This is a genomic window from Asticcacaulis sp. (assembly GCF_035497195.1).
Classification (GTDB): Bacteria; Pseudomonadota; Alphaproteobacteria; order Caulobacterales; family Caulobacteraceae; genus Asticcacaulis.
This window is the reverse complement of sequence record NZ_DATJDZ010000014.1, coordinates 75,859-100,647: the sequence shown is the minus strand read 5'-3', so window position 1 is coordinate 100,647 and position 24,789 is coordinate 75,859. Positions and strand designations below refer to the sequence as shown.

General features: G+C 59.1%; 27 protein-coding genes. 17 read left to right on the top strand and 10 right to left on the bottom strand.

Translation table 11 applies throughout. From position 1 onward, the window contains the following. Window positions 1-68 precede the first annotated feature (68 nt). The 3 genes from VL130_RS04525 to rplU form a co-directional block, all read right to left on the bottom strand. Window positions 69-647: a GNAT family N-acetyltransferase gene (locus VL130_RS04525; RefSeq protein ID WP_325361541.1), complete on the bottom strand. Its 579-nt coding sequence runs from the start codon at window positions 645-647 to the stop codon at window positions 69-71. 230 nt (window positions 648-877) lie between these two features. After that, window positions 878-1,147, bottom strand: a complete 270-nt coding sequence (gene rpmA / locus VL130_RS04520; RefSeq protein ID WP_325361540.1) for a 50S ribosomal protein L27 — start codon at window positions 1,145-1,147, stop codon at window positions 878-880. 27 nt (window positions 1,148-1,174) lie between these two features. Then, on the bottom strand, window positions 1,175-1,693 hold the full coding sequence (gene rplU, locus VL130_RS04515; RefSeq protein ID WP_325361539.1) for a 50S ribosomal protein L21: 519 nt from the start codon (window positions 1,691-1,693) through the stop codon (window positions 1,175-1,177). Between the two features lie 273 nt (window positions 1,694-1,966). Between rplU and VL130_RS04510 the strand changes: the two genes are divergently transcribed. The 5 genes from VL130_RS04510 to VL130_RS04490 all read left to right on the top strand — a co-directional run bounded on the left by VL130_RS04510 (window position 1,967) and on the right by VL130_RS04490 (window position 7,640). Beyond that, the gene (locus tag VL130_RS04510) at window positions 1,967-3,118 is read left to right on the top strand and encodes a GTP-binding protein (RefSeq protein ID WP_325361538.1); all 1,152 of its coding nucleotides are present in this window, start codon (window positions 1,967-1,969) and stop codon (window positions 3,116-3,118) included. Window positions 3,119-3,324: 206 nt separating this feature from the next. Beyond that, window positions 3,325-4,317 carry a WD40 repeat domain-containing protein gene (locus VL130_RS04505; RefSeq protein WP_325361537.1) on the top strand — a complete coding sequence of 331 codons (993 nt, stop codon included), beginning with the start codon at window positions 3,325-3,327 and terminating at the stop codon, window positions 4,315-4,317. A gap of 117 nt (window positions 4,318-4,434) precedes the next feature. Beyond that, complete coding sequence (mtgA, locus tag VL130_RS04500) at window positions 4,435-5,118, top strand: monofunctional biosynthetic peptidoglycan transglycosylase (protein WP_414636239.1); 684 nt, start codon at window positions 4,435-4,437, stop codon at window positions 5,116-5,118. Between the two features lie 16 nt (window positions 5,119-5,134). After that, window positions 5,135-5,689, top strand: a complete 555-nt coding sequence (locus tag VL130_RS04495; protein ID WP_325361535.1) for a hypothetical protein — start codon at window positions 5,135-5,137, stop codon at window positions 5,687-5,689. 55 nt (window positions 5,690-5,744) lie between these two features. Continuing rightward, window positions 5,745-7,640, top strand: a complete 1,896-nt coding sequence (locus tag VL130_RS04490; protein ID WP_325361534.1) for a M2 family metallopeptidase — start codon at window positions 5,745-5,747, stop codon at window positions 7,638-7,640. A gap of 127 nt (window positions 7,641-7,767) precedes the next feature. Here the strand turns inward: VL130_RS04490 and VL130_RS04485 are convergent, their stop codons facing one another. Further along, the gene (locus VL130_RS04485) at window positions 7,768-8,766 is read right to left on the bottom strand and encodes an alpha/beta hydrolase (RefSeq protein ID WP_325361533.1); all 999 of its coding nucleotides are present in this window, start codon (window positions 8,764-8,766) and stop codon (window positions 7,768-7,770) included. Window positions 8,767-8,857: 91 nt separating this feature from the next. Between VL130_RS04485 and VL130_RS04480 the strand changes: the two genes are divergently transcribed. After that, a complete protein-coding gene (locus VL130_RS04480; protein ID WP_325361532.1) occupies window positions 8,858-9,622 on the top strand; it encodes a LytTR family DNA-binding domain-containing protein in 765 nt (254 codons plus the stop codon). 66 nt (window positions 9,623-9,688) lie between these two features. Continuing rightward, window positions 9,689-10,015, top strand: coding sequence for a hypothetical protein (locus VL130_RS04475; RefSeq protein WP_325361531.1), 327 nt, complete (start codon window positions 9,689-9,691; stop codon window positions 10,013-10,015). Here VL130_RS04475 and VL130_RS04470 read toward each other — a convergent pair. Continuing rightward, entirely contained in the window at window positions 10,012-10,965 is a 954-nt protein-coding gene (locus VL130_RS04470) for an isopenicillin N synthase family dioxygenase (protein WP_325361530.1), read from the bottom strand. The two genes, VL130_RS04475 and VL130_RS04470, sit on opposite strands and share 4 nt — an antisense overlap. Before the next feature lie 203 nt (window positions 10,966-11,168). On the opposite strand from VL130_RS04470, the gene VL130_RS04465 reads away from it, so the two are divergent. The 8 genes from VL130_RS04465 to pseI all read left to right on the top strand — a co-directional run bounded on the left by VL130_RS04465 (window position 11,169) and on the right by pseI (window position 20,146). Continuing rightward, on the top strand, window positions 11,169-12,968 hold the full coding sequence (locus tag VL130_RS04465) for a serine protease (RefSeq protein ID WP_325361529.1): 1,800 nt from the start codon (window positions 11,169-11,171) through the stop codon (window positions 12,966-12,968). A gap of 231 nt (window positions 12,969-13,199) precedes the next feature. Further along, complete coding sequence (locus VL130_RS04460) at window positions 13,200-13,874, top strand: OmpA family protein (protein ID WP_325361528.1); 675 nt, start codon at window positions 13,200-13,202, stop codon at window positions 13,872-13,874. 52 nt (window positions 13,875-13,926) lie between these two features. Beyond that, entirely contained in the window at window positions 13,927-14,709 is a 783-nt protein-coding gene (locus tag VL130_RS04455; RefSeq protein ID WP_325361527.1) for a WecB/TagA/CpsF family glycosyltransferase, read from the top strand. Window positions 14,710-14,786: 77 nt separating this feature from the next. Then, entirely contained in the window at window positions 14,787-15,770 is a 984-nt protein-coding gene (locus tag VL130_RS04450) for an SDR family oxidoreductase (RefSeq protein ID WP_325361526.1), read from the top strand. A gap of 6 nt (window positions 15,771-15,776) precedes the next feature. After that, on the top strand, window positions 15,777-16,577 hold the full coding sequence (locus tag VL130_RS04445) for an FkbM family methyltransferase (protein ID WP_325361525.1): 801 nt from the start codon (window positions 15,777-15,779) through the stop codon (window positions 16,575-16,577). An 89-nt stretch (window positions 16,578-16,666) separates the two neighbouring features. Then, window positions 16,667-17,719 (top strand): UDP-N-acetylglucosamine 4,6-dehydratase (inverting), encoded by a 1,053-nt coding sequence (gene pseB, locus VL130_RS04440; RefSeq protein WP_325361524.1) that lies wholly within the window; start codon window positions 16,667-16,669, stop codon window positions 17,717-17,719. Window positions 17,720-17,915: 196 nt separating this feature from the next. After that, window positions 17,916-19,100 carry a UDP-4-amino-4,6-dideoxy-N-acetyl-beta-L-altrosamine transaminase gene (gene pseC, locus VL130_RS04435; protein ID WP_325361523.1) on the top strand — a complete coding sequence of 395 codons (1,185 nt, stop codon included), beginning with the start codon at window positions 17,916-17,918 and terminating at the stop codon, window positions 19,098-19,100. Next, entirely contained in the window at window positions 19,097-20,146 is a 1,050-nt protein-coding gene (pseI, locus tag VL130_RS04430; protein ID WP_325361522.1) for a pseudaminic acid synthase, read from the top strand. Before pseC ends, pseI begins: the two co-directional genes overlap by 4 nt. On the opposite strand, the gene VL130_RS04425 is transcribed toward pseI, so the two are convergent. Then, window positions 20,143-20,763 (bottom strand): hypothetical protein, encoded by a 621-nt coding sequence (locus VL130_RS04425; protein ID WP_325361521.1) that lies wholly within the window; start codon window positions 20,761-20,763, stop codon window positions 20,143-20,145. The genes pseI and VL130_RS04425 overlap by 4 nt on opposite strands. After that, entirely contained in the window at window positions 20,763-21,614 is an 852-nt protein-coding gene (locus VL130_RS04420; RefSeq protein WP_325361520.1) for a pirin family protein, read from the bottom strand. The genes VL130_RS04425 and VL130_RS04420 overlap by 1 nt, the downstream gene beginning before the upstream one ends. A 122-nt stretch (window positions 21,615-21,736) precedes the next feature. Here VL130_RS04420 and VL130_RS04415 point away from each other — a divergent pair, with 122 nt between their 5' ends. Together VL130_RS04415 and VL130_RS04410 are read left to right on the top strand one after the other, a co-directional pair. Further along, window positions 21,737-22,288: a glycine zipper 2TM domain-containing protein gene (locus tag VL130_RS04415; protein WP_325361519.1), complete on the top strand. Its 552-nt coding sequence runs from the start codon at window positions 21,737-21,739 to the stop codon at window positions 22,286-22,288. 19 nt (window positions 22,289-22,307) lie between these two features. Continuing rightward, window positions 22,308-22,952, top strand: a complete 645-nt coding sequence (locus VL130_RS04410) for a trimeric intracellular cation channel family protein (RefSeq protein ID WP_325361518.1) — start codon at window positions 22,308-22,310, stop codon at window positions 22,950-22,952. Here VL130_RS04410 and pseF read toward each other — a convergent pair. Genes pseF through VL130_RS04395 form a run of 3 tightly spaced genes read right to left on the bottom strand, consistent with a single transcriptional unit; the run spans window position 22,949 to window position 24,770 of the window. Next, window positions 22,949-23,632, bottom strand: coding sequence for a pseudaminic acid cytidylyltransferase (gene pseF / locus VL130_RS04405; protein WP_325361517.1), 684 nt, complete (start codon window positions 23,630-23,632; stop codon window positions 22,949-22,951). The genes VL130_RS04410 and pseF overlap by 4 nt on opposite strands. Continuing rightward, window positions 23,629-24,549 (bottom strand): phytanoyl-CoA dioxygenase, encoded by a 921-nt coding sequence (locus VL130_RS04400; protein ID WP_325361516.1) that lies wholly within the window; start codon window positions 24,547-24,549, stop codon window positions 23,629-23,631. Before VL130_RS04400 ends, pseF begins: the two co-directional genes overlap by 4 nt. Further along, window positions 24,549-24,770, bottom strand: coding sequence for a phosphopantetheine-binding protein (locus VL130_RS04395; protein WP_325361515.1), 222 nt, complete (start codon window positions 24,768-24,770; stop codon window positions 24,549-24,551). Before VL130_RS04395 ends, VL130_RS04400 begins: the two co-directional genes overlap by 1 nt. Between the last annotated feature and the right edge of the window lie 19 nt (window positions 24,771-24,789).

Below are 24,789 nucleotides of genomic sequence, written 5' to 3'. Positions count from 1 at the left end.
TCTTTGAACTAAAATGCGCGCAAGATCAATGATCTTGCGCGCACACAAGGGTTTGCGGCGGGGCCGGGTTATAGAATACGGATCATATGGAGCGCCAGGTGCTCGCCTTCGCGGGCCAGCGAGGTCTCCATAGTGCGGCGGCCGGTATAGAGGAAATCGGCCTTGATCAGCGCCGACGCCGAGGCTTCATTATCGGCGAAGTGCGCCGCATGGATGATGCGGTGAAGCTTCCGCTTCTTACACCAGCGCAGCAGGCCATCGGTCGCCTCTATGGCATAGCCCTGGCCCTGATATGCCGGCGCGATGAAGACGCTCAGGTTCGGGCCGAACGAATGGATGCCGCCCGATGTGCCGCAGGCCGACTTGGTCAGGCTGATGATGCCGATCAGGTGTTCGTCATCCAGCCGGATCGCCCAGTGGGTGAAAGGCGTGGCCGACATCTGGGTCAGCAGGGCCTCGGCTTCACCCCGTTCCAGCGGATGCGGGATGGCGTGGGTCATCCGGGCTGAATTCTTGTCGGCGAAGACGGCCATGACCGCATCGAGATCAGCGTCTTTAAGCGCCGTCAGGCTCAGGCGGGTCGTCTCGACACTAATATGCTCTGGCCTTTGGGGGGCAATGAATGCCCTTTGGGGTTCGTTGTGCATAATCATTCTCTCGCTCTGACCTTATGCCCCGGACAATACTGGCAGGCTAAGGTCTATTTAGGGTCGAACTGTGTCAGTTCCACCACAGGTCTGAAAGAGCGGGATCACGATTGGTTTATGTTAAAACCAAAAACGAAAACGGGAGCCCGGTGAAAATCCGGACTCCCGCTCTAAACTCGGTCCGGATCGGCTTAAAAACATAAGCACGATCCGAAAATATCGAATGGTGCCTATTCGGCGGCCGCAGCCACCGGCAGGATCGACACGTAACAACGGTCGTCGCGCTTGGTGGTAAACTTCACATTGCCTGTCGCCGTGGCGAAAAGGGTGTGGTCGCGGCCGAGGCCGACGTTTTCACCAGCGAAGAACTTGGTGCCGCGCTGACGGACAAGGATGTTGCCCGAAAGGACAAGCTCGCCGCCGTACTTCTTGACGCCAAGACGCTTGGATTGTGAGTCGCGGCCGTTGCGTGACGAGCCGCCAGATTTTTTGTGTGCCATGGGAGGGTGTCCTCTTAAACTTTAATCTTAAGCTTCGTCAGAAGCGGCTTCGGCCTTGGCCTTCTTAGGGGCGGCCTTCTTCTTGGGAGCGTCCTCGGCAATAACCGGAACCGAAACCACTTCCGGTGTTTCGATGGCGGCGGCCAGATTACGCGGCGCCAGGTTACGGGCGCGGGCGTCGAGTTCGGCCTTGGTGGTCAGCGAAACGGTGCCTTCCCACTTCGCCGACTTGCCGGCGCCGAGGATCGAGGTGATGCGCAGAACCGACTGCAACTGGCGATGGCCGCGGGTACGGCGATAGCCCTGACGGCGGGTCTTCTTGAAGATGCGAACCTTCTCGCCCTTGCGGGTTTCGATCAGGGTGGCTTCGACGACGGCGCCATCAACGAGCGGTGCGCCGACAACGGCACCGGCCGCATCGCCGAGCATCAGCACTTCGTTGAACTTCATAGCCGCGCCGGCTTCGCCTTCGAGCTTTTCGACAACGATCAGATCGCCAGCCGATACACGGTATTGCTTACCGCCTGTTTTGATGACCGCGTACATGGTCAAGAACCTTTGCGTAGGCACGGGGCTTTATAGAGAAAAGTCCTGCGCGGGAGAATGGAAAAACGCCCCAGGAACCAGAAGGCTCCGGGCGAGAGGCGGCGACTTATACAAGGATATCTCAGTGAGTCAACGGGTTTTAAAGCCGTAATGGGCTATTTTATTCCGCAAACAAACCGCCTGGGCCTTTCTATATAACTCAAGGCTTGATTTCAATGCGCGAAGGCTTAACTAAGCGCCAGACCCACTTTCCCTTTATAAAGTAACACCCTCATGGCCGATACTGCTTCCGTTACCGCAAAGACCCCCGTCACCGTCCTGACCGGCTATCTGGGCGCCGGTAAGACGACCCTGCTCAACCGCATCCTCTCGGAAAACCACGGCAAGAAATATGCCGTCATCGTCAATGAGTTCGGCGAGATCGGCATCGACAACGACCTGATCGTCGGCGCCGATGAAGAAGTGTTTGAGATGAACAATGGCTGCGTCTGCTGCACGGTGCGCGGCGACCTGATCCGCATCTTGTCGCAACTGATGAAGCGCAAGGGCCGGTTCGATGCCATCATCGTGGAAACAACCGGCCTGGCCGATCCCGGCCCGGTGGCGCAGACCTTCTTTGTCGATGAAGACATCAAGGCGAAGACCTATCTTGATTCGGTGACGGCGCTGGTCGATGCCCTGCATTTCGATGAGGCGCTGAAGACCGACCGCGTGGTCAAGGAACAGATCGCCTTTGCCGACCACATCATCCTCAACAAGACCGATCTGGTCGATGACGCCAAGCTCGACGAGATCGAAGGCCGCCTGAAGGGGCTGAATCCGCTGGCTACCATCACCCGCGCCCAGCGCTCGTTCGTCGATATCGCATCGCTGCTGAACCAGCATCGCTTTGATCTGACAAAGCTGGAAGATGTCGGCCACGACGATCATGATCACCACCATCATGATCATGACCACAATCCGGCGCACGGTGAAGCCGGCCATGTGCATGATGAGCATTGCGGCCACGATCATGATCACGGGCATCACCATCATGACCACGGTCATAGCCATGGCCCGGCGCATGGCGAGGCCGGCCACGTCCATGACGAGCATTGCAGTCACACCATCAATCCGATCCACGACGAAGAGATCAAGAGCATTTCCCTCAGCACCGACAAGCCGATCGATGGCGCCCGCTTCACTCAGTGGCTGGATAAGCTGCTGGCGGAAAAGGGCCAGGATATCCTGCGTGCCAAGGGCATTCTCGACGTTAAGGGCGAGAACAAGCGTCTGGTTTTCCAGGCGGTTCACATGATCCTTGAGGGCGACCTGCAACGCGAATGGCAGGCGGATGAAAAGCGTATCTCGCGCGCCGTGTTTATCGGCCGCCATTTGGATACAGCGGCGATCAAGGCGGGTTTTGAGTCGACGATTGCGGCTTAATACCTTTTCCTCCTCCCCTGTAGCGTAGCGTTCGGGGGAGGTGTCACGGCGTAGTTCGTGACGGAGGGGGCAACCCCGAAGTGAATAAAAGCGGCCCCCTCCGTCAACGACACCAGCCCTTTGGGCTTCGCGCTGCCACCTCCCCCGCTTTGCAGGGGAGGAGAAGTGGCCTTCCCAAATTCTTTTCATGCACCTATAAGCCCCCCATGACCTTTGCTTACCAAAAATCCTTCGACACCTATGTGGTCGCCGCCCTGTTCGATGCGCTTGACGAGCCTGTAGTGGCGCTCGGTGATGGCCGTATCGTCTTTCCGGATTCGGAAAAAGAATACGAGGCCCATCCGAACGCTGGAATCCTGACCGCTGTCATCCACCCGACCGGGCTTGGCGTCATCACCGGTGGCGACGATGGCCGCGTGGTCTGGACCTCGAAGGATGCCGGCCCGATCGAACTTGCCGTGCACACCGGCGCCTGGATCGACGTCATCGCCGTGGCGCCCGAAGGCCAGGTCATCGCCTATGCCACCGCCAAGAAGGTGCATGTGCTCGACCTGCTCAAGAAAGAGAGCAAAATCTTCACGCACGAGCATTCGGTTTCGGATCTCGTATTTGATCCCAAGGCGCGCAAGCTGTATTGCGCCACCTATAATGGCGTCGTCGTGTGGTTTGCCCGCATCGATGAAAAGCAGAAGCCGACCAAGCTGTTCTGGGCCGGGTCGCACACCAAGATCGCCATGGCGCCTTCGGGTGAATTCGTTATCACCGCCATGCAGGAAAATGCCCTGCACGGCTGGCGCCTGAAAGATTCAAAAGACATGCGCATGGGCGGCTATCCGGCCAAGATCAAGTCGCTCGATTTCTTCGCCAAGGGCAAGCTGCTGGCCACCTCCGGCGCCAATGGCGCGGTGGTCTGGCCCTTTCTGCGCCCGAATGGTCCGATGGGCGAGGAGGCTTCCGAGATCAATCCGCTGGAAAGCAGCATGGTCAGTTGTGTGGCCGGGGCGGCCGAGGAAACCATCCTCAGCGCCGGCACCGAAGACGGCCGCGTCTGGCTGGCCGAACTGCAGTCAACCCATGTCGAGTGGATCAAGGGCGAAAAGGGTGCGCCGATCACCGCGCTTGCCATCTCCGGCGAGGCCAATCGTATTCTGTTTGGCGATGAGGACGGCGTGGTTTATATCTTCGAACACGCGGAGTAGGTCCGCTTTGGCGCTGGGGGCGTTATGAGTGAGCGTGACGATGAGCCGGAAGATATTGTTCCGGGCCTGAGTGAAGAAACCATCTATGACGCCCCGCCGGAGTCGTCCCTCAAACCCATGCCAGTAAGTGTAAAGCGTAAATTTCGCCCCCTGCGTTTTCTGGGCGCCTGTATCGTTGGCTTTTTTGCCTTTTCGATCCTGTCCGTCGCCATCCACCGCTTCGTGCCGGTGCCGATCACCGTGCTGATGATCGAGAAACTGGCCCAGGGCAATGGCCTCGACCACCGCTGGGTGCCAGCCTATCAGATCAGCGATAACCTCAAACGCGCGGTCATCGCCTCGGAAGACGCCAAGTTCTGCACCCATGACGGCTTCGATATCCAGGCCATCCAGAAAGCCGAGCGCTATAACGCGACCCACAAAAGAAAGCGCGGCGCCTCGACCATTTCGCAGCAGACCGCCAAGAATGTCTTCCTGTGGCCGGACCGTTCGTGGGTGCGCAAGGGTTTCGAGGTCTATTACACCTTCCTGATCGAGCATATGTGGTCGAAGGACCGGATCATGGAGGTCTATCTCAATTCGATCGAGATGGGACCGGGCATCTATGGTGCAGAAGCCGCCTCGCAATACTGGTTCGGCCATAGCGCGAAGACGCTGTCCCGCGCCGAGGCGGCGCAACTGGCGGCTATCCTTCCCAATCCGATCAAGCGCAAGGCGAAGGGCAGCAAGCGCTCCGGCCGCATCGCCGCCAATGCGCGGACGGTGGTCAATCAGGGGCTGGATGCCTGCGCGGCGGAATAGCTTTTTAGAGGGGGAAATGATGGGTCTTATAGAACGTTACGGGGTTTTCCTTGCTATACCTGTGCTGTTTATTGTCGTTGGCATCAGCATGTTCGTCAATATTGCTTGGGGTTTGCTGACGGGCGGGCCAAGGGCTTTTAGAGAGCCGGGCGCGCCATATCTTTACGACCGATTTTATTATCTGCTTTTCCTCGTTGCCATGATCGGCTGGACTTTCGCACTTTTGTCTTTCTCATCAGGCATCGAAACAGGCGAAGCGGGTTTTGGCTTCTTACTGGGCTGGGGCGTTTGCGCCATTGGTATTGGCGGCGTTTTTTTCCTGCGCGGGGATATGATGCTCCGGGGCGCACGCTATCTGGCTGATAATGGGTTCTGGCCATTTCGCATCTTTCACCGCATGCAAGTCATGCAGTTTGAGCGCCAATCCTCGATTGTTCTCAAGCTTGTGCCTGTAGTCTTCGTTGTTGTCGGTATCGGCGTGATACTATTCAGCCTGTTCCATATACCGGCAGCACTTTCAGACGTTAAAACCGGCACGCAGATTCTCGTTAATGCTGTAACCGCCTCTTGACGCCTGCAACCAAATAGCCTTCCCTTCGATTGTTAACTATTTGGGAGGACTGGCCATGAAGTATCTGCTGACATCGGCGGCGTGTATTGCCTTGCTTACCGGGTGCGCGACGGCGCCGACGGACTCTTCCGTGGTGCTGGGGGCGGGAAGTGGGCCGGGGGCCTATACTGTGCCTGTCGCACCCGCCCTGGCTGGTCCGGTCGCCCCAGCCAAACCGACTGCCGAAGAGGCGAAGGCCTTTGTCGATGACGCCGAAAAGAAGCTGGCCGATCTCGGTGAATATGACGCCCATGTGCAGTGGGTCGGGGCCACCTTCATCAATTACGACACAGAATGGCTGCAAACCCGCGCCGATGCCGCGTTGAACGAGGCGACGGTCAAGTACGCCATGGAATCCGCGCAGTATAACGATGTCGATGCCGATCCGGTGACGCGCCGCAAGTTGAATCTGCTGCGTATTTCCCAGACCCTGCCGGCGGCCGCTGAACCCGGTGCGGCCGAGGAACTCTCCGCCGTGGCCGCCAAATTGGGTTCGACCTATTCCACCGGCAAGTTCGACTGGAAGGGCAAGACCTATAATCTTGACGACGCCTCGGACGTGATGGCCAAGACGCGTGATCCGGTCACCACGCGCGCCATGTGGGAAGGCTGGATGAGCATTGCAGCGCCCATGAAGGACGATTACGCCAAGCTGACCACCCTTTCCAACGCCGGCGCGCAAGGCCTGGGCTTCAAGGACACCGGCGCCCTGTGGCGCTCCGGCTATGACATGGATCCCGACGCCTTCGCCGCCGAGACCGACAAGCTGTGGAACCAGGTCGCGCCCTTCTACAAGAACCTGCACTGCTACACGCGCCGCAAGCTCAATGAGAAGTATGGCGATGCCGTCCAGCCGAAGACCGGCCCGATCCGTGCTGACCTGCTCGGCAATATGTGGGCGCAGGACTGGTCGAACATCTATGACGTGGTGGCGCCGAAAGGCATCAAATCGAGCTACAGCCTCGACAAGCTGTTGGTGAAAAAAAAGTACGATCCGCTGAAAATGGTCAAGACCGGCGAGAGCTTCTATACCTCGCTCGGCTTCAAGGGCCTGCCGTCTACCTTCTGGGAGCGCTCGCAGTTTACCCGGCCGCGTGACCGCGAAGTCGTCTGCCACGCCTCAGCCTGGGACGTCGATAATGTCGATGACCTGCGCATCAAGATGTGTACGAAGGTCAATGGCGAGGATTTCTATACGGTCCACCATGAACTGGGGCATAACTTCTATCAGCGCGCCTATGCCGATCAGCCCTATCTGTTCAAGAACGGCGCCAATGACGGCTTCCACGAGGCGATCGGCGATTTCGTTGGCCTCTCTTCGGTGACGCCGACCTATCTTAACCAGATCGGCCTGCTCGCCAAGGTGCCGAGCGATTCCGAGGATATTCCCTACCTGCTCAAGATGGCCTTGCAAAAAATCGCCTTCCTGCCGTTCGGACTGGAAATCGACCGCTGGCGCTGGGAGGTCTTCTCCGGCCAGATCACCGAGGCGCAGTATAATCAGCGCTGGTGGGAACTGGTGCGCAAGTATCAGGGGCTGGAAGCGCCGGGCGTGCGGCCGGATTCGGCCTTCGATCCGGGGGCGAAATATCACGTGGCGGCCAGCGTGCCATATACGCGCTATTTCCTGGCCGATATCCTGCAATTCCAGTTCCAGCGCGCGGCATGTGAACAGGCCGGCTGGAAAGGACCGCTGCACCGCTGTTCGGTCTATGGCGAACGGGCGGTTGGCGAGAAGCTGAACGCCATGCTGGAGATGGGGCAGTCGCAGCCCTGGCCGGACGCGCTGGAAACCTTCACCGGCCAGCGCGACATGGACGCCACGGCGATCATGGACTATTTCGCGCCGCTGAATGCCTGGCTGGAAGAGCAGAACGCAGGCCAGACCTGCGGCTGGGATGGCGAGATATAATTTATGGGGCGTGGGGTCTGTGACCCCACAAACCTTGCCTTATTCTAAAGAAAAACCCGATCCTAAAGACCGGGTTTTTCTTTAGAAAGAAAGAAGACTTGGGGCCATTGGCCCCAACCCCCATAAGTCATTTCAGCATTTCCACGGCTGCGTCCGTTTCGGCGGTTATCGCCTTCTGGTCGAACATCATCGTCATGTGTCCCTGATCGGGCAGGATGGTTACGGGGATTTTCGGATTGGCCTTGCCGATTGCCGCAGGATAGGCTGAAGCGACGAAAAGCTCGTCATTGGCGCCGATCAGTATGCGGGTGGGTTGCCTTATTCGGGCCAGGGCGCCTTGCCAGTCCCGTTGCAGGTTTGATGACGCCAGCAGGGCATGGCTATAGGTGCGGGGGCGCTGTAAATCATTCTTCGGTACAGCCATCGCCAGAACATTCAGGTGATCGAGCGCCGAAATGCCGAAACGGTTCAGGATGGTGAGCACGACGATGCGTGGCACACTGACCACCGTCCAGCCGCCCTGCGCTGGCTGGTCCATGGGTGTATTGGGGGCGATAAAGGGCGACAGGGCCAGATACCCGTTGAAATTGCCGGCATAACGACTGGCAGCGGTACGCAGAATAATGGCGCCGCCCATCGAATGTCCGGCCAGCAGTCGCTTTTCATCGGGATGCTCGCGGGCGACGAGCTTTGCCAGATCGTCGAGATCATCTTCATACTGACCGCGATAACTGACATCGCCCAGTCGATGATTGGGACCGGGACTCAGGCCGTGGCCCCGCAGGTCAGGCGCATAAACGGTGATGCCACGGGCGGCATAGGCCTTGGCGAGTCCATGAACGGCCAGTGAAGAGCCCGAGGAGCCGTGGATCAGGACCGCCACGCCGCCGCCGGGCTTGCCGGCATAGTAATGATAGGCCAGTTTCTCCCCATCGCGTGCCGTCATGTAATGATAGTCCGGTAGTTCGCGGCTAAAGCGCGCGAACGGATCATTGGCCTTTTCGACTGCGGCGATGAGGGGCGGTGGCTTTGGCGCCGTGAAGAGCAGTATGCTGCCGGCGACGCTGACCATGACGATCGGTGTGATGATCAGGCCGCGAAGGATATGTTTGAGGACGGGATGCAATGGAGGTCTCCTGTTGAATGACCCCGCTTGCTTATGGCCGCGCCGCCCCCTAGTCTCGCCGTCTTTCGTGGATGGTCGCCAGATTTCGCCAATGGATTCGTTTCGCTTTCTGAAATTTCGCTATGCGCCGCATCGGTCGTGGAAAGCAGTGGCGATTCTGCCGCTGATGGGGTTGGCCCTGGCGCTGGCGGGGCCGTTCGGCAGCTATGTCAGCATGAATATCTGGGAGCGATGCGCGCATTTCGCCCTGTGTTTCACGGCCATCGGAGGGCTGATCCTGGAAAGCGCCTACCGTCTGGCGCGGCGGTATTTCGCTGGCAATTGGCCGCTATGGGCGGCGCTCAGTCTTGATGCCGCGCTTGTCGTGCCGGCGGCGACGATCGTCTGGGGATCGCTGCATGTCTTTGGTCCGGCGGCGCTGGCGGCGGTGCCTTTCACGACCCTGCTGTGGCAAAACCTGTTCATTATTCTTGTCGTCCAGGCGAGCATTACGCTGGCTGCCTGGGTGCAGCACAGCCGTTTGCCGCCGCCCGCCCCATCGGTTGAGGATTTCCCGCTGGCGCATTGCTTGCCGTTTGCCCTGAAACGTAGTCCCGTTCTGGCCCTGACTTCGGAAGATCATTACCTGCGTGTCTACACAGCGCGGGGGGAGGCGCTGATCCATATGACCCTGGCCGAGGCGATTGAGCTATTGAAGGATGGGTTTCAGATCCATCGCTCACATTGGGTTCATGATGGGGCTGTCAAGGATTATCGCAAGGTGCAGGTCGAACTGATCACCGGCCTGAAGCTGCCGTTGAGCCGCCACCGCCGAAAGGCGTTCGAGGACTGGCTGAAAACCGTTGGGCTGGCATGACAAGACATTGCTGGACGAGAACCGTCAGGTGTGCGCATGAGAGCGCACCCGATTGGAGCGTCCGTCATGCAGATTGTTGAAACCCTGGGCCTGAGCCTGCTCACCCTGATCCTTTGCGGCGGAGGTGCGATTCTGGGCCTGATCATCGTCGCCTGGAAGGGTATAAAGCCGGGCGTCCTGATCTGCGCGGCAACCGGCGTAATCGTCGCCGTTCTCAGCCTGCTGATCGTGCTGAACTGGTCGCACACCGCCCTGATCGCCTCAACGGCGGTTATCAGCACCTATCTGACCGTCCTGGCCAATGACCTGATCGTTTGGATGACGGTTTCAGCCATCGGGCTTGGCATGGGCTACGGCCTCTATATCCTGCGCACGCAAGGCTTCAAGCGTTAAGCCAGCTTGATCTCGCGCAGGCGCTGCATCAGGAAATCCTGTGCGGTGATCGGTTCCGCGCCGAGGTCCGGATGCGCGTCCGTAATGCAGTTCGGCAAGGTTTCGATCACATAGGGCGGTTCAAAATGCAGGAAGAACGGCGTTGAATAGCGGGCGAAATCCTTGCGCCCCTCCGCCGGATTGATGACGCGGTGCTGGGTTGACGGCAGGACGCCATTGGTCAGGCGCGACAACATGTCGCCAATATTGCAGACGATGCAGTCCTCCGGCGGGGTAATCGGCAGCCACTGACCGTCGCGGTCGAGCAGTTGCAGCCCGGGTTCCTCGGCGCCGAGCAGAAGCGTAATGACATTGATATCGCCGTGCGCTCCGGCGCGGACAGATTCGCCCGGCGTCGTCACCGGCGGATAATGCAAAAGGCGCAGGATGCTGTTGCCCTCTTTCACCGGCGCTTCGAAGAAATCCGCATCAAGCTTCAGATAGACAGCGATGGCGCGCAGCACTTTTTTACCCAAGGCATCCAGCGCTTCATATAACGCGTAGGTACTGGCACGGAAGTCGGCGATCTCGGCCGGCCAGACGTTTTCCGCCATATATTCCGTGTACGGATGACCAGCCGGCAGTTCGCGGCCGATGTGCCAGAATTCCTTGAGGTCGTGGTGCGTGGCGCCCTTGGCGGTCTCGATGCCGAAGGGGGTATAGCCGCGCGCCCCGCCGATGCCGGTCTTATAACGTCGCTTGACCTCTTCCGCCAGGGCGAAGAAGGCTTTGGTGGCAGAAAGCGCGCGTTCCAGGAGCGCCGGGTCAAGTCCGTGGCCGCCCAGAACCGCGAAGCCATAACGTTCGAAAGCCGTGCCCAATCCTTGCGAAAAAGCCGTGAAATCAGCGTCATAAAGCGCCATAGGCACGGGCGGAATGGCGGAAACGGGCGGCTTTGATGAATCGGGCATGGCGGCGGCTTTGGTCAATCGAAAAACAAGCGCCAAGCATAGTCCGCGCCGCCCTTTCCAGGCAATTCGTTTCTTAAATCCCACAACCACGAATAAGCGCTGCGGCAGGGGTGATTTTTGTAACAAACTCGGCTATGAACCCTACAGGGTAACGCGACTCGCAAGAGAGCGCGGGTTTTGTGTCGGCTAAAGGCGGGATTTCAGTGTTTGCGGGTATAGGCGAAGATCGCCGAATACGAAAATGGGTGATGGGAACGGCGGGGCTGCTCGCCGCTGCTGTGGCGCTGTTGTGTTTTTATCCGCACCCGGCGCCGGCGCAGGAGTCCTCCGCCAACCAATCGTTATCCGATCTCGTCGATTCCGATCTTCAACCGGTCAATTCCACCAAGGCGCTGAAAACCTCCGAGCAATCGGTGGTGCGTGTCCTGGTCGTCTATCGCGGCTATGGCGGCGTGCCGCTCGATACGGTCGGAATGGGGTCGGGCTTCGTGGTGGCGCCTGGTTATGTCGTCACCAATTACCATGTCGTCGAAGTCCCGCCCGAAGCATCCAGCGCCGATATCTATATCGTGCCGCACAAGGATTCCGGCGCAGGCTACCAGCCGGTGCAACTGGTCAAGCCGTGGGTCGAGGGCGACCTGGCGCTGCTGTCGGCGCCGGGTCTCAAGGTGCCACCGCTCAAGCTTTACCTGACCCCCTACAAGAATGAACGCGTCGTTTCGATGGGCTATCCGGACGTCACGGATCACCTGTTGAACCGCTCCGGCACGGCCCTGCTCGAACCAGCCGACGCCTACGTGACCCAAGGCTCGATCGCCCTGTTCGCCTCGACCAACCCCGATGGCAGCCGCGTCGAAACCCTGTTCCATACCGCGCCTATCAATCACGGCAATTCCGGCGGACCGCTGCTCAATGAGTGCGGCCAGGTGGTCGGCGTCAATACCTGGACAGCGCCGTCGTCGATGTCAGCCGGCGGCAATCTCGATGTCTCGGCCGGGCAATATGTCGCCACGCACGTTTCGGCGCTCAATACCTTCCTGAGTTCGGCGGGCATTACCCCCACCGTGGTCAGCACGCCCTGTTATGCCAAGAGCGAGGACGAGATCGTCAAGGACGACGCCTTGTCGCGCGTCCTGGCCGCTGCCGCCGAAGCGCAGGTCCAGCGCCTGACCGAGCAGAAGAAGGCCGAGGCTGAACGCGCCGTCATGGAGGTCTGGCAACTGGGCGCGATGATCGTGCTGTCCGTGCTGGTCCTGATCCTGATCGGCCTGATCATCCGCCGTGAAATTCGTCACCGTACCGAAATCCACAGCAAGGAACCACTCGCCCCCACGGCTTTCGACGAGACGCCGCTTAAGCCGGAGAAGGTCAAGCCGCCTAAGCCTGAAAAGGCAAAGGCGGAGTGGGTGCCGCATGATCGTGTCAAGCTGCCGGGCCTCAAGCATCCGATCCCGTGGGGCTGGATCGCTCTGGCGCTGATTATCGTCGTGGCCGTCGTTGGCTTCCTGATCAAGGAGCGCGAAATCGACAGCCGCCTGAGCAAGCCGAAGGTGGCCGCGCCTGTGGCCGTGGCGGCCATCCAGCACATGTCGTGCGATGTCGATAAGGCGGCCTCCGCCAATCCGCTGGCCGATGCCGGCCATATCGAGTTCGATCTGGATCTGGTCCATGCCTGCGTTAATGGCCGCACGCCCTATGAACGCCAGGCCGACGGCACCTTGCTGCGCTTCACCACGGGTGACGCCAATCCGGTGGCCGCGCGCATGGAACTTTCGGCCGATGGCGCCCTGTTCACGCGCTACGATTACCGGCTCGATCCGGCGTCCTACAAAACCTTCGTGTCACAAAAAACAGCCCTTGGCTCTTTCCGCTGTTCGGCCAATGCCGACGCCGGGGCGCTGGCGGCGCTCGGTGAAAATCTCGCGCGTGTCCGCACCCTGTCGCTGTCCTACCTGACCATGCCGGCGGAAACCAAGACGGTGTGGCGCTGTAAGGCCAGTTAGGTTAACGGTACTGCACAGCTGCCTTCATGCTGTGTTCAGTTGGCGACCCGTAGAGCTTACGTGTGATCTTTGACGCTTTAAGGCCCTGATGGCTTTACAGGTTTCTAATGAGATTACGCGGTGTTTCATTCAACCTCCTTATCCCGGCTATGGCATGGATAAGGAGCAATCCTGAGTTCGCGCCCGAAAAGCGGGATATCAGGCTCTAATTCATCTGAGGAGTTTTAATCTATGCGCACTCTTAATTTATCCGGCCGCAATATGGTCCTGGCCCTGACTGGCGTGGCTTTCCTGATGGCCGGTTGTAGCACTATCGACACCAGCAATGGTGTCCGGACGAGCAGCAAGACCAAATCCGGCGCCCTGATCGGTGCGGGTGCGGGCGCCGTGCTGGGCGCTCTGTCCAACAAGAACGACCGTCGCAAGAACGCCGTCATCGGCGCCGGGATCGGCGCCCTGGCCGGTGCGGGCGTTGGCGCCTATATGGATCGCCAGTCCAAGGATCTGCGCGCCCAGTTGGAAACCCGCGGCGTCTACGTCACGCGTTCGGGCGACAACATCATCCTCAACCTGCCGAGCGACGTGACCTTCTCGTCGGGCAGCGCCGATATCGCCGGCTCCTTTCTGCCGGTGCTTGATGATGTCGCCATCATCCTGAACCAGTATCCCTCGACCTATATCGATGTGGTGGGTCATGCCGACAGTTCCGGCAATGCCGCCAGCAACCTGACACTTTCCGAGCGTCGCGCCAACGCCACGGCCGGTTATCTGGTGGCGCGCAAGGTCAAGTCCGAGCGCATCTATGTGGCCGGCGTGGGCGACACTCAGCCGATCGCCACCAACGCCACACCGGAAGGCCGCGCCAAGAACCGCCGCGTCGAAATTACCCTGCGTCCGGTGGAATAATTAACCCTCTATTTTGAGGGAATATCAAAGTTAAGCCTGTAAGAAAGGCGGCATGGATAAACCCTGCCGCCTTTCTATATTAGGAGCCGAGGTCGATGTGATCACCCAGGCCTGTGTGATGGATTTCGTCGGCCGCAAGGTGGCCGCGAAAGAACGCGCCATCGTGGCCAATCACAATTTGCACAGCCTGTATCTCTTCCAGAAGCGTCCGGACATGCGCGCTTTCTATGAAAAGGCCGACCTGATCGAGATCGATTCAACGCCGATGATCGCCTGGGCGAAACTGATGGGCCATCCGGTTTTGCGCGCCCATCGGTGCACCTATCTCGATTTCCGCGAGGATTTCTGGGCGCGAGCACAGAGTAATGGCTGGCGCGTCTATCATATCGGCGGCGAAGCGGCGCACAATGACGTGTCGAAAACCGCCATACTGGCACGCTATCCGAAGGTGCATCTCGACCTGCACACCGGCTTTTTCGATATGAATGGCGCGGCCAATGCACTTTTGCTCGCTGACCTCAAGACAAAGCGTCCCGATGTTCTGCTCGTCGGCATGGGGATGCCACGCCAGGAGACGTGGATTCTCGCCAATCTCGATCGCCTGCCGGATTGCGTCATCCTGCCGGTCGGTGCGGCCTTCGATTACGAGGCCGGCGTCATGTACACGCCGCCGCGCTGGACCGGGCAACTCGGCATCGAATGGCTGGTGCGTTTCTTTCATGAGCCGAAGCGCCTGTTCGAGCGCTACTTCATCGAGCCGTGGTGGCTGATTCCCCCAGCCTTCAAAGACATAAAGTCTTTACGTGATGTATGGCGGCGCCAAAAAACGGCCTAAGCGCACTGCCTAATCGATTTTTGATATTCACCAGGTCTTAATCGACGGCGGGCCGGGGCCTCAGCCAGGTGATAACCATGACACCCCTCGACTATCAGGAAGAGGCGGAAGATACAGCCGCCGTCCAGCGCGCCTTGCAGGCGGAGCGCCGCCAGACCGACAGGAAATCCGAGAAAAATCCGGAGAAAGCCATGCAGGCGGGCGCGCGGCCTTATCCCGAACCGCCGCTGCCGATGCAGACGCTCGACAAGCCGGGCCTTGAAGCCGACATGGCGCTGAAACCGCTCTATGACGCTCCCTATTATAAAGGTTCCGGAAAACTAGAAGGAAAGGTGGCGCTAATCACCGGCGGTGATTCCGGCATCGGCCGTTCGGTCGCTATCCTCTATGCCCGCGAAGGCGCTGATGTCGCCATTGTTTTCCTCGATGAGCACGAAGACGCCGAACTGACCCGCAGCCTGGTTGAGGCCGAAGGGCAAAGCTGCCTGCTGATCGCCGGCGACGTGTCGGATCGCGCCTTTACCCGCGATGCCGTGGCGCAAACCGTGGCGACGCTCGGCAAACTGGATATCCTGGTCAATAACGCCGCTTTCCAGCTTCATGCGAAGTTCGAGGACATCAGCGAGGCGCAGTTCGACAAGACGCTGAAAACCAATCTCTATGGCTATTTCCAGATGGCCCAGGCGGCGGTAGAACACATGCCCTATGGCGGCGCGATCGTGAATACCGGTTCGGTTACCGGCATCGAGGGCAGCCCCACGCTGGTTGATTATTCGATGACCAAGGGCGGCATCCACGCCTTTACGCGCGCATTGTCCGGCCAGTTGATCGATCGGGGCATCCGCGTCAATGCGGTGGCGCCGGGACCGGTATGGACGCCGCTCAATCCGGCCGATAAACGGGCCGGGCAGGTAGCGCAGTTTGGCGCGCAGACCGCTATGAAGCGCCCGGCTCAGCCGGAGGAACTGGCGCCCGCCTATGTGTTTCTGGCGTCGGCGCAGATGTCGTCCTACATCACAGGAGAGATTCTGCCGGTCATCGGTGGCTACGGCGGCGCTTAGGCGCTATTGCAACCCTTGCATGTGGTTTATGATTGTCATGTAACATATTGCCGTCATAGTGTGTCTGACCATGGGGAGGGCAGTATGGGATTAAGCCGTGAGATAGCGCGTTTATTTGGTTACGACCTGATGCGCTACAAAAAATCATTTCGCTTTGAGGCGACGCTAGACAGACTGTTAAAGCGTCACACTTTCAATTGCGTGCTGGATATCGGCGCAAACAATGGCTGGTTTTCCGGTCACTGCATTAAATCGCTTGGCGCTGTACCGGTCTATTCTTTTGAACCGGCGGGTGAACTGGCGCAGGCCCTGCGTCAGAAAGCGAAGGATAATCCAAAATGGCATATTGTTCAGGCGGCCCTGGGCGATCAGGCAGGCGAGGCCAGCCTGAACCTGTCTGGCGGCAGCGGTGTTTTTAATTCCCTGAATGCGGCAAACCCCGACTTTATCGACCGGTTTTCCGAGTTGAAATTTGTCGGCAGTGAAACAGTGGCCGTCACCACGCTGGATAGGTTCGCTGAAGAAAATGATCTCTCAAACCATGATCAAATGCTGGTCAAGATCGACACGCAAGGCCATGATTTCAAAGTCCTGAGAGGCGGGGCTAAAACCCTTTCCGCCGCGAAAGCCGTCATCATCGAACTGCCTTTCCAGAATATCTACGACACGACCGAAAGCTATCGCGATATTCTCGATTTCATGGATGAGGCCGGGTTTGACATCTATAGCCTGGCGCCTATATCGCCGGATCAGGACGGCGCCCTTATCGAAGCGGATGGCTTCTTTCTGAGGCGCGGCGTGTCTTGAATTTATAGTTAACGCGACTTTAACCGGCTTTGCGCAGAGTGTCGCCCACAGGCGAATTGGCGCCTGGATTTCAGTTCCACGGGCCTTTGATGACCGACCTCATTCATCGTGATTTTTTGCCGCAGACCGATCCGGTCAAGAACAAGGTCGTATTGATCACCGGCGGCACCGGTTCCTTTGGCCGGCGCATGGTCCAGACCCTGCTGGAGCGCTATGACCCGCGCAAGGTGATCATCCTGTCGCGCGATGAACTCAAGCAATACGAGATGAAAAATGAGCTGGAGGAGCGCTTCGACAAGCTGCAGCTCTCCAAGCTGCGCTTCTTTCTGGGCGATGTGCGTGACCGTGAACGCCTGGTCATGGCCTTCCGCGGGGTCGATATCGTCATCCATGCCGCCGCGCTGAAACAGGTGCCGGCGGCCGAATATAACCCTTCGGAATGTATCGCTACCAATATCAATGGCGCGGAAAATGTCGTGGCGGCCGCCTTCGCCACCCACGTCAAACAGGTGGTGGCGCTCTCCACCGACAAGGCCTGTTCGCCGATCAATCTCTATGGTGCCACCAAGCTGGCCTCGGACAAGATCTTTGTCGCCGCCAACAATATGTCGGGCGATATCGGCACGCGCTTCTGCGTGGTGCGCTATGGCAATGTCGTTGGTTCACGCGGATCGGTGGTGCCGTTCTTCAGGCGCCTGCTGGAAAAGGGCGCGACCGAACTGCCGATCACCGATCCGCGCATGACGCGCTTCTGGATATCGCTCGATCAGGGCGTGGCCTTTGTGCTGTCCTGCATGGAGCTGACACAAGGCGGCGAGATTTTCGTGCCGAAGATTCCGGCGACGCTCGTCACTGATCTCGCTACAGCCATGTCCCCGAAAGCCAAACAGACGGTTATCGGCATCCGCCCCGGTGAAAAATTGCACGAGATGATGATCTCGGCCGACGATGCGCGCTCTACCTTTGAACTCGATGATCGCTATGTCATCGAGCCAGAATTTGCCGAATATACCCGTAAAGGTTTCGCCAAGGTGCGCGGCATCAAAAAGGTTCCGGAAGGCTTTTCCTATGCCTCGGACAACAATGAAGAGCGTCTGGACGCCGACGGTATCAGGGCTATGATGAAGGCGTATTTGGCATGATGATGTGCTTTAGCTTCTCCTCCCATGCGAGCCTCTTGGCGAAGCGGGGGAGGTGGCAGCGCGAGGCTCGCAGAGCCGGTGTCGCTGACGGAGGGGGCATAACAGGCGGCAAAATTGCCCCCTCCGTCTCGACGCGCTGCGCTTGCTCGACACCTCACTCGGAACGAAGGTTCCCGCTTGCGCAGGGGAGGAGAAAGTGAAATTTCTCCCCTATGGCCGCCAGTCGATCAGTGAGGCCGATATCGAGGCCGTGGTCGAGACCCTGCGCTCCGATTTTCTGACCACTGGCCCGATGGTCGACCGCTTTGAAACCGCCCTGGCCGAGACGGTCGGCGCCAGGGAGGCCGTGGTGGTCGCCAATGGCACGGCGGCCCTGCACCTGGCGGTGATGAGCGAGGAACTGTCGCCGCGCTGCGCCGTTATCGTGCCGGCCATTACGTTTGCCGCCTCCGCCAACTGCGTCGCCTATTGCGGCGCGCCGGTGATCTTCGCCGACGTCGATCCGGTCACTGGCCTGATCACCGATGAAACCTTCGATGACGCGCTCAAGACGCTGGAGCGTGACTATCACGGCCATCGCCTTGGCGGGGTCATTCCGGTCCATTATGCCGGCCGGCCGGTCGATCTGTCTCATATTCGGGAAGTATGTGAGGAGCATGGCTCCTTCGTTATTGAGGATGCCTGCCACGCCATCGGCACGGTGGGGCCACAAGGGCCGGTCGGGTCGTGCCAAAGCTCGACGGCCGCCTGTTTCTCCTTCCATCCGGTCAAGACCCTGACCACCGGTGAGGGCGGGGCGATCACGACCAATGATCCGGTGCTGGCGCGACGGCTGCGCGCCTTACGGTCTCATGGAATTGAGCGCGATCCGGCGCACTTTGTCGGCCTGCGCTACGATGGCGAGGGCGATACCGGCCCCTGGGTCTATGAGCAGCAGTGCCTGGGTTATAATTATCGCCTGCCGGATATCAATTGCGCGCTTGGCCTGTCGCAACTGAAGCGCCTGCCGGAATTTGCGGCGCGCCGGAAAGCGCTGGTGAAAACCTATCAGGCGGCATTAGCGGCGGAAAATATTCCGGTAAACTGGAAATATTCGGAACATGATGCCCTCTTCCATCTGTTCGCGGTCAATATCGATTTTGCGGCGCTCGGCACTACCCGTGCCGCCGTCATGGCTGGCCTGCGTGAGCGCGGCATCGGTACGCAGGTGCATTACGCGCCGGTGCATCGCCAGCCTTACTGGCAGACCCGTGCCCTGGCGCAGCGTGAACTGCCCGGCGCCGATCGCTTCTACCAGAACACACTCTCTTTACCGCTCTATGCTGATATGGCGGATGACGACCCCGCGCGGGTCATTAAAGCCCTGAGCGAAGTATTATGAGTTTGGAAGTCACCATAGCCGGCCAGAAGATCGGCGCCGATCATCCGCCCTATATTATCTGCGAACTGTCGGGTAATCATAATGGTTCACTCGATCGGGCGCTGACCATGATCGATGCGGCGGCGGAAACCGGCTGTGACGCCATCAAGCTCCAGACCTATACTGCCGACACCATCACCATGAAATCCGACCGGCCGGAATTCCAGCTCAAGGGCGGGCTGTGGGATGGCTATTCACTCTATGACCTCTATCAGGAAGCGCACACGCCGTGGGACTGGCATCCGGCCTTGTTCGAGCGAGCAAAGAAGCGCGGTGTGACGCTGTTTTCCTCGCCGTTCGACAACACCGCCGTCGACCTGCTGGAAAGCCTTGGTGCGCCGGCCTACAAGATCGCCTCGTTCGAGCTGGTCGACCTGCCGCTGGTCGCCTATGTGGCGCAGCAGGGCAAGCCGATGATCATGTCGACCGGCATGGCCAATGCCGACGAGATCGACGCGGCGGTGCAGACGGCGCGTAAGTTCGGTTCCGGCGAGATCATCCTGCTGCACTGCGTATCGGAATACCCGGCCAATATCGCCGACGCCAATGTCCGTACCGTGCCCGACCTTGGTCGCAAGTTCGGCTGCGTGTCGGGTCTGTCCGATCATACCTTCGGCACGGCGGCGTCCTTGGCGGCGGTGGCGCTGGGCGGCTGCGTGATCGAGAAGCATTTTACACTGGCCCGCGCCGATGGTGGACCGGATTCCGGCTTCTCGCTGGAGCCGGCCGAATTCACTGCCTTGGTGCGTGATTGCAAGGCTGCCTGGAAGGCGCTGGGTCGCGTCCATTACGAGACACTGGGCACGGAGCAGGGCTCAAAAACCTTCCGCCGCTCGCTCTATGTGGTCAAGGATATCAAGGCCGGTGAGGTTTTGACGACCGACAATATCCGCTCTATACGTCCGGGTCTGGGCCTGCCGCCCGCGCATCTGTGGAACGTGCTCGGCAAGACCGCCAGCCGCGATATTGCGCGGGGTGAACCGCTGGCGTCGGATATGATTGGCTAATTAAATTCTGCGAATGCGCCCTCGCATTCAAAAACTGAGCCTAACCAGTGAACGAGTACACCATTTCTGCGTGTGGCAGTTTTTTCACCGTAATAGTAGTTCACGCCCTGTTCGTCGAGTTCACGGACGATAATATCACAGACTGCGCCCGGCCCGCGCGCAATCAAATACGCGGAGGACTGTGAAATTTGAGCAAAACCTGTCGCTCCATCACCATTTAAAAAATCACTGGGCCTCTTATAGGTGTACAGTTTTCTCAGATAGTCATCCAGTTTCAGATATAGGGCTTGAGGGGCCGGTATAGGCGAACTGCCGTACAAGGTCAGAATTGGATAGTCTGATAATCCTCCGGATTCAGTAGTGGAAATTAAGAAGTCTTCCAGAATTTCATCTGCTTCACCGTCACCGCATTCTGAGAAAATATCTGCATTAAGTGCGCCGGAGTTAGGACGGGTGAAAATAAAAGTAATCTGACCTTCATCATTGACATTGTCTTTCCACCAAACGTATCCGTGAAAAATTATACGCAATTCTCCTTTAGCTGCAGAAATGGCCATAAGGCGTGTTGGATGACAAACTTGTCTTTCAGAAAGCAGATTTTGAAGCTTAACGCGCATTACTTAGGTGCTCCAAACTTCCCTGCCTGATAATCGGCATAGGCCTGATGGATTTCGGGCACCGTATTCATCACGAACGGCCCATGCGCCACGATTGGCTCATCGATCGGTTCTGCATGACCGAATAACACCACACTGTCCTTTACCGCCTCGATATCGATCAGCCCGCCCTCACCGAACTGCACCAGATTCCAGTGCGGCACATCGGCGCCATTGACCGCCAGATCGCCGCGTACGACATACAAAAACACATCGCGGCCTTCGAGACCCTCAAAGCTGATCCGGCCGCCGGCTTTCATCTCCAGAGTGGTCATGAAAACACCGGTCAGCGAGGCAATCGGCCCATCCAGACCGCGCCAGTGACCGGAAATCAGGTTGAGCGTCACGTCGTCGGCTTCAATGGTCGGGATTTCGCGCTTCTGCACACCGGTATAGCGCGGCGCGGTCATTTTCAGCCGCGCCGGCAGATTGACCCACAACTGCAAAATCTCCGTCGGCCCGCCGGCGCGCTTGAAAGCGTCGGGCGACACCTCCTCATGCACCAGGCCACTGCCCGCCGTCATCCACTGCACGCCGCCGGCATGAATGATGCTCTCATGGCCGCCGGTATCGCGGTGGGCCAGGTCGCCTTCAAGGATAAAGGTCACGGTCTCGAAGCCGCGATGCGGATGCGGGCCAAACGGTAGCCCGCGATTATTCGGCGCATAGGTCTGCGGCCCGTGGTGATTGAGAAACAGAAAGGCGCCTATATTATTCAGCCGCTGCGAGGGCACCGGCCGGCGCGTCACCAGATCGCCGATATCGTCACGATAGGCAGAATGAACGGCGATGACGGGTTTCATTTCGGGCATAATGCGACACTCCTGGTAGGGATGCAGGCTTGAACCCATGTGATCTTTCGGTCAAGCCTTCGGCCATGCGCCGGACATAATTTTAGGGTATAGAAGAACCCATAAAGCGGAGTAAGGCGTAGATGAAATCCCTGATCACACAGACCGGCCTTTTGGCGGGCGCGGCCCTGATGCTGACCCAGCCGGTTCTGGCGCAAACGCCTGAAGCGGCGCCCAATTTGCGTCCCTATAGCCAGGTCGAACTGCGCCGGGCCTACGAGCAGGGCCGCGCCGATCAGGCCAAAGACATGGCAAGAGATAGCGGCTATCCGTCGCCGGTGCGCGAAGGCCGTGAACCCGCCGGCTACTGCTACCAGCGTCAGGCCAGCGCCCGCGCCACCGGCACGATTGTCGGCGCCGTGCTGGGTGGCGTGGTCGGCAATGGCCTGTCCAATCGCTGGAACCGCGGCGGCAATACCGTAGGCGGCGCGCTGGTCGGCGGGATGCTGGGTAATGCGGTCGGTTCGGACAGCGTGCAATGCTACCAGAACGCCTGGTATGCCTATGATGACGGCTATTACGCTCCGCCGTCTCCGCCGCGCGGCTATGTCACTGTCTTTTTCTCCAGCAGTCCCGGCTATCGTTACGGCTACCATCATTATCATGGCCGTCCTTACTATGGGCGTCACTGGTAAGATATGATAAGGCGAGGTCATGGATACCCTGACCTCACCTGTTTCCCTGGCTCTCTTCTGGCTCGACTATGCCGCCGTGGCCGTCTTCGCCATGACTGGTGCGCTGGCGGCGGCGCGCTCGCGTCAGGATATCGTCACCTTCGGCTTCTTCGCCGCCATCACCGGCGTTGGCGGCGGCACCATGCGCGACCTGCTGATTGGCGCGCCGGTCTTCTGGGTGCAGCGGCCGGGTTATATCGTCGCCTGCCTGGTGGCGGCCGTGGCGGTATGGATCTTCGCCAAACGCGGCTGGCGGTTTCGCGCGCTGTTGTGGCTCGATGCGGTGGGGTTGGCGGCCTATGCGGTGGTGGGTACGGCCAAGGCGCTGAGCCTCGGCGTCCATCCGTTTTCGGCGATCATTATGGGCGTCCTGACCTCGTGCTTCGGCGGCATTATCCGTGATGTGCTGGCGGGTGAGCCGAACCTGCTGCTGAGCCGTGAAATCTACATCACGGCGGCGCTTCTGGGCGCGGGCGTCTTTGCCGGCCTGAAGCTGATGGGGGGCGATTTCTGGCTGGCGGCGATCGTCGGCTTCTTCGCCGCCTTTACCCTGCGCGCCTGTGCCATCAAATACAATCTGCGCCTGCCGGGCTTTGCCCAGGGCGGTGGTGAGACGGAATATTAGCCTTTGAGCACCCGATAGGTGACTTCGGCCACTTCCCAGTCTTCCGGCGTATCGATATCGACCACCTGGGTGCGCGGTAAAATAACCGGCGCGGAGATCGGCGAAAAGGCGATCTCACCATTCAGCCAGGCGTCCGTCCAGCCCCAATAAAACTGCGCGGCGTCATGATAGGCCGGTTCCAGATCCTGCGAGCGCGTCATCAGGTTTTCCGGCCAGAACATATCGACGCTGCCGTCGGCGGTCTGTCTGAGCGCCCGCTGGATCGGAAAGGCGTAGGAGGTGACGCTGAACGCAAAGCGCTTGCCTTGCAGCTTTTCCCAACCTTCTTTCAGGCGTTCCGGATCGAGCAGGGGGGCGGTGGCGTAGATACAGCAGGCGGCGTCATAGGCCATACCGTGCCCGGCGAACCATTGCAGGGCGTGGATGACGACCGCTCCGGTGCCGGCATGGTCATTGGCCAGGTCCGCCGGGCGCATGAAGGGAATATCGGCGCCGAAGGACCGCGCCACGTCGGCGATCTCTTCGTCATCAGTCGAGACCACGATATGATCGAAGATGCCGGACTCTAAAGCCGCTCGGATCGAATAGCTGATCATCGGTTGGCCGAAGAATGGCTTGATGTTCTTGCGCGGAATGCGTTTCGAGCCGCCGCGGGCGGGTATGATGGCGACGCGTTTCATTTCAGGAAGAGCTTGTTAATATAAGAGTCATATTGCGGCTCGCGCGTTATCAGCGGCGCTTTGGGCGATAGCGGTGACGGATAGAGATTATATTCGATGGCCAGCAGCAGGCGCGGCCGATCAACCGGCAATTGCCCCTTGTGGAAACCATAGACATCCTCCAGAAACCATGATCCGGCCGGGGCAGTGATGGTCTCGATGGCTTCGGCGCCAAAGGTTTCAATAATGGCGTCATCTATCTGAGCCTTGCCGCTTTCCAGCCGACGGTCCTGATGCGAGCCTTTGACATATTTATGCGGGCCTGAAGTCGCATCAATATTGGTCAGGTAATAGAAGGCCTTGAAGCATCGTGAACAGTCGAAGTCGCGATGAAAACGCTGGACACCTTTGGCGATGTCGCGGCCGGGATAGGCCCAGGCGGCGCCGATATTATCGATCACCGGCTTACACCCCAGATAGGCTTCGGCCACGGCGAGGATATCCGGATTGTTCATGACCGCGATCATATGCGGGGCGCGCAGCACCTGTTCCCAGTTGTAGTAGCCGATATTGGTCTCAATCGAGACGGGCGCGTCCCATGGAAAAGTGCCGAGATGGGCGCGATACGGATCATGGCACGGGGTGGCCTTGAAATAGGCCAGCAGATCGCCCAGCACATGCGCGGGCAGCGGGGTTTGCCGGGCGGTCAGGCCGTCATGGCGCAACTGGTCATGCAGGACAGCCTGCTTTTCCGTCAGTTTGAAACCCGGCGTCTTCGGTGAAAAGGCAGCCAGCGTTTTTGAGAAGGCGTTGCGCTGGTCCAGACTCAGCACGGGCAGCAGATCGTAGGCCGGGTTGCGGCCATCCGCGCGGACGCGTTCGAAGAAGCGCTGCCAACTTGGCACACGCGTCTTCAACCGCTCCGAGAAAGTGGCCATTACAGGCCGACGAGCGCGGCGAGATCGTTCAGGGTATGGGCGTCCTTCAGTCTTTCGGCGTCGACGATCTTGTCCATGTCGGCATCCGCCATGGCGACGAAAGTGATGACCGACAGGCTGTCCCAGTTGCCGATGTCGCTGATGGCCTCATTGCCTGTCAGACCCGTGGGATCGGCTTCGAGAATTTCGGCGACGGCGGTGATGAAGGCGGGTTTGTCCATGCTATCGGTCCTTGAATGA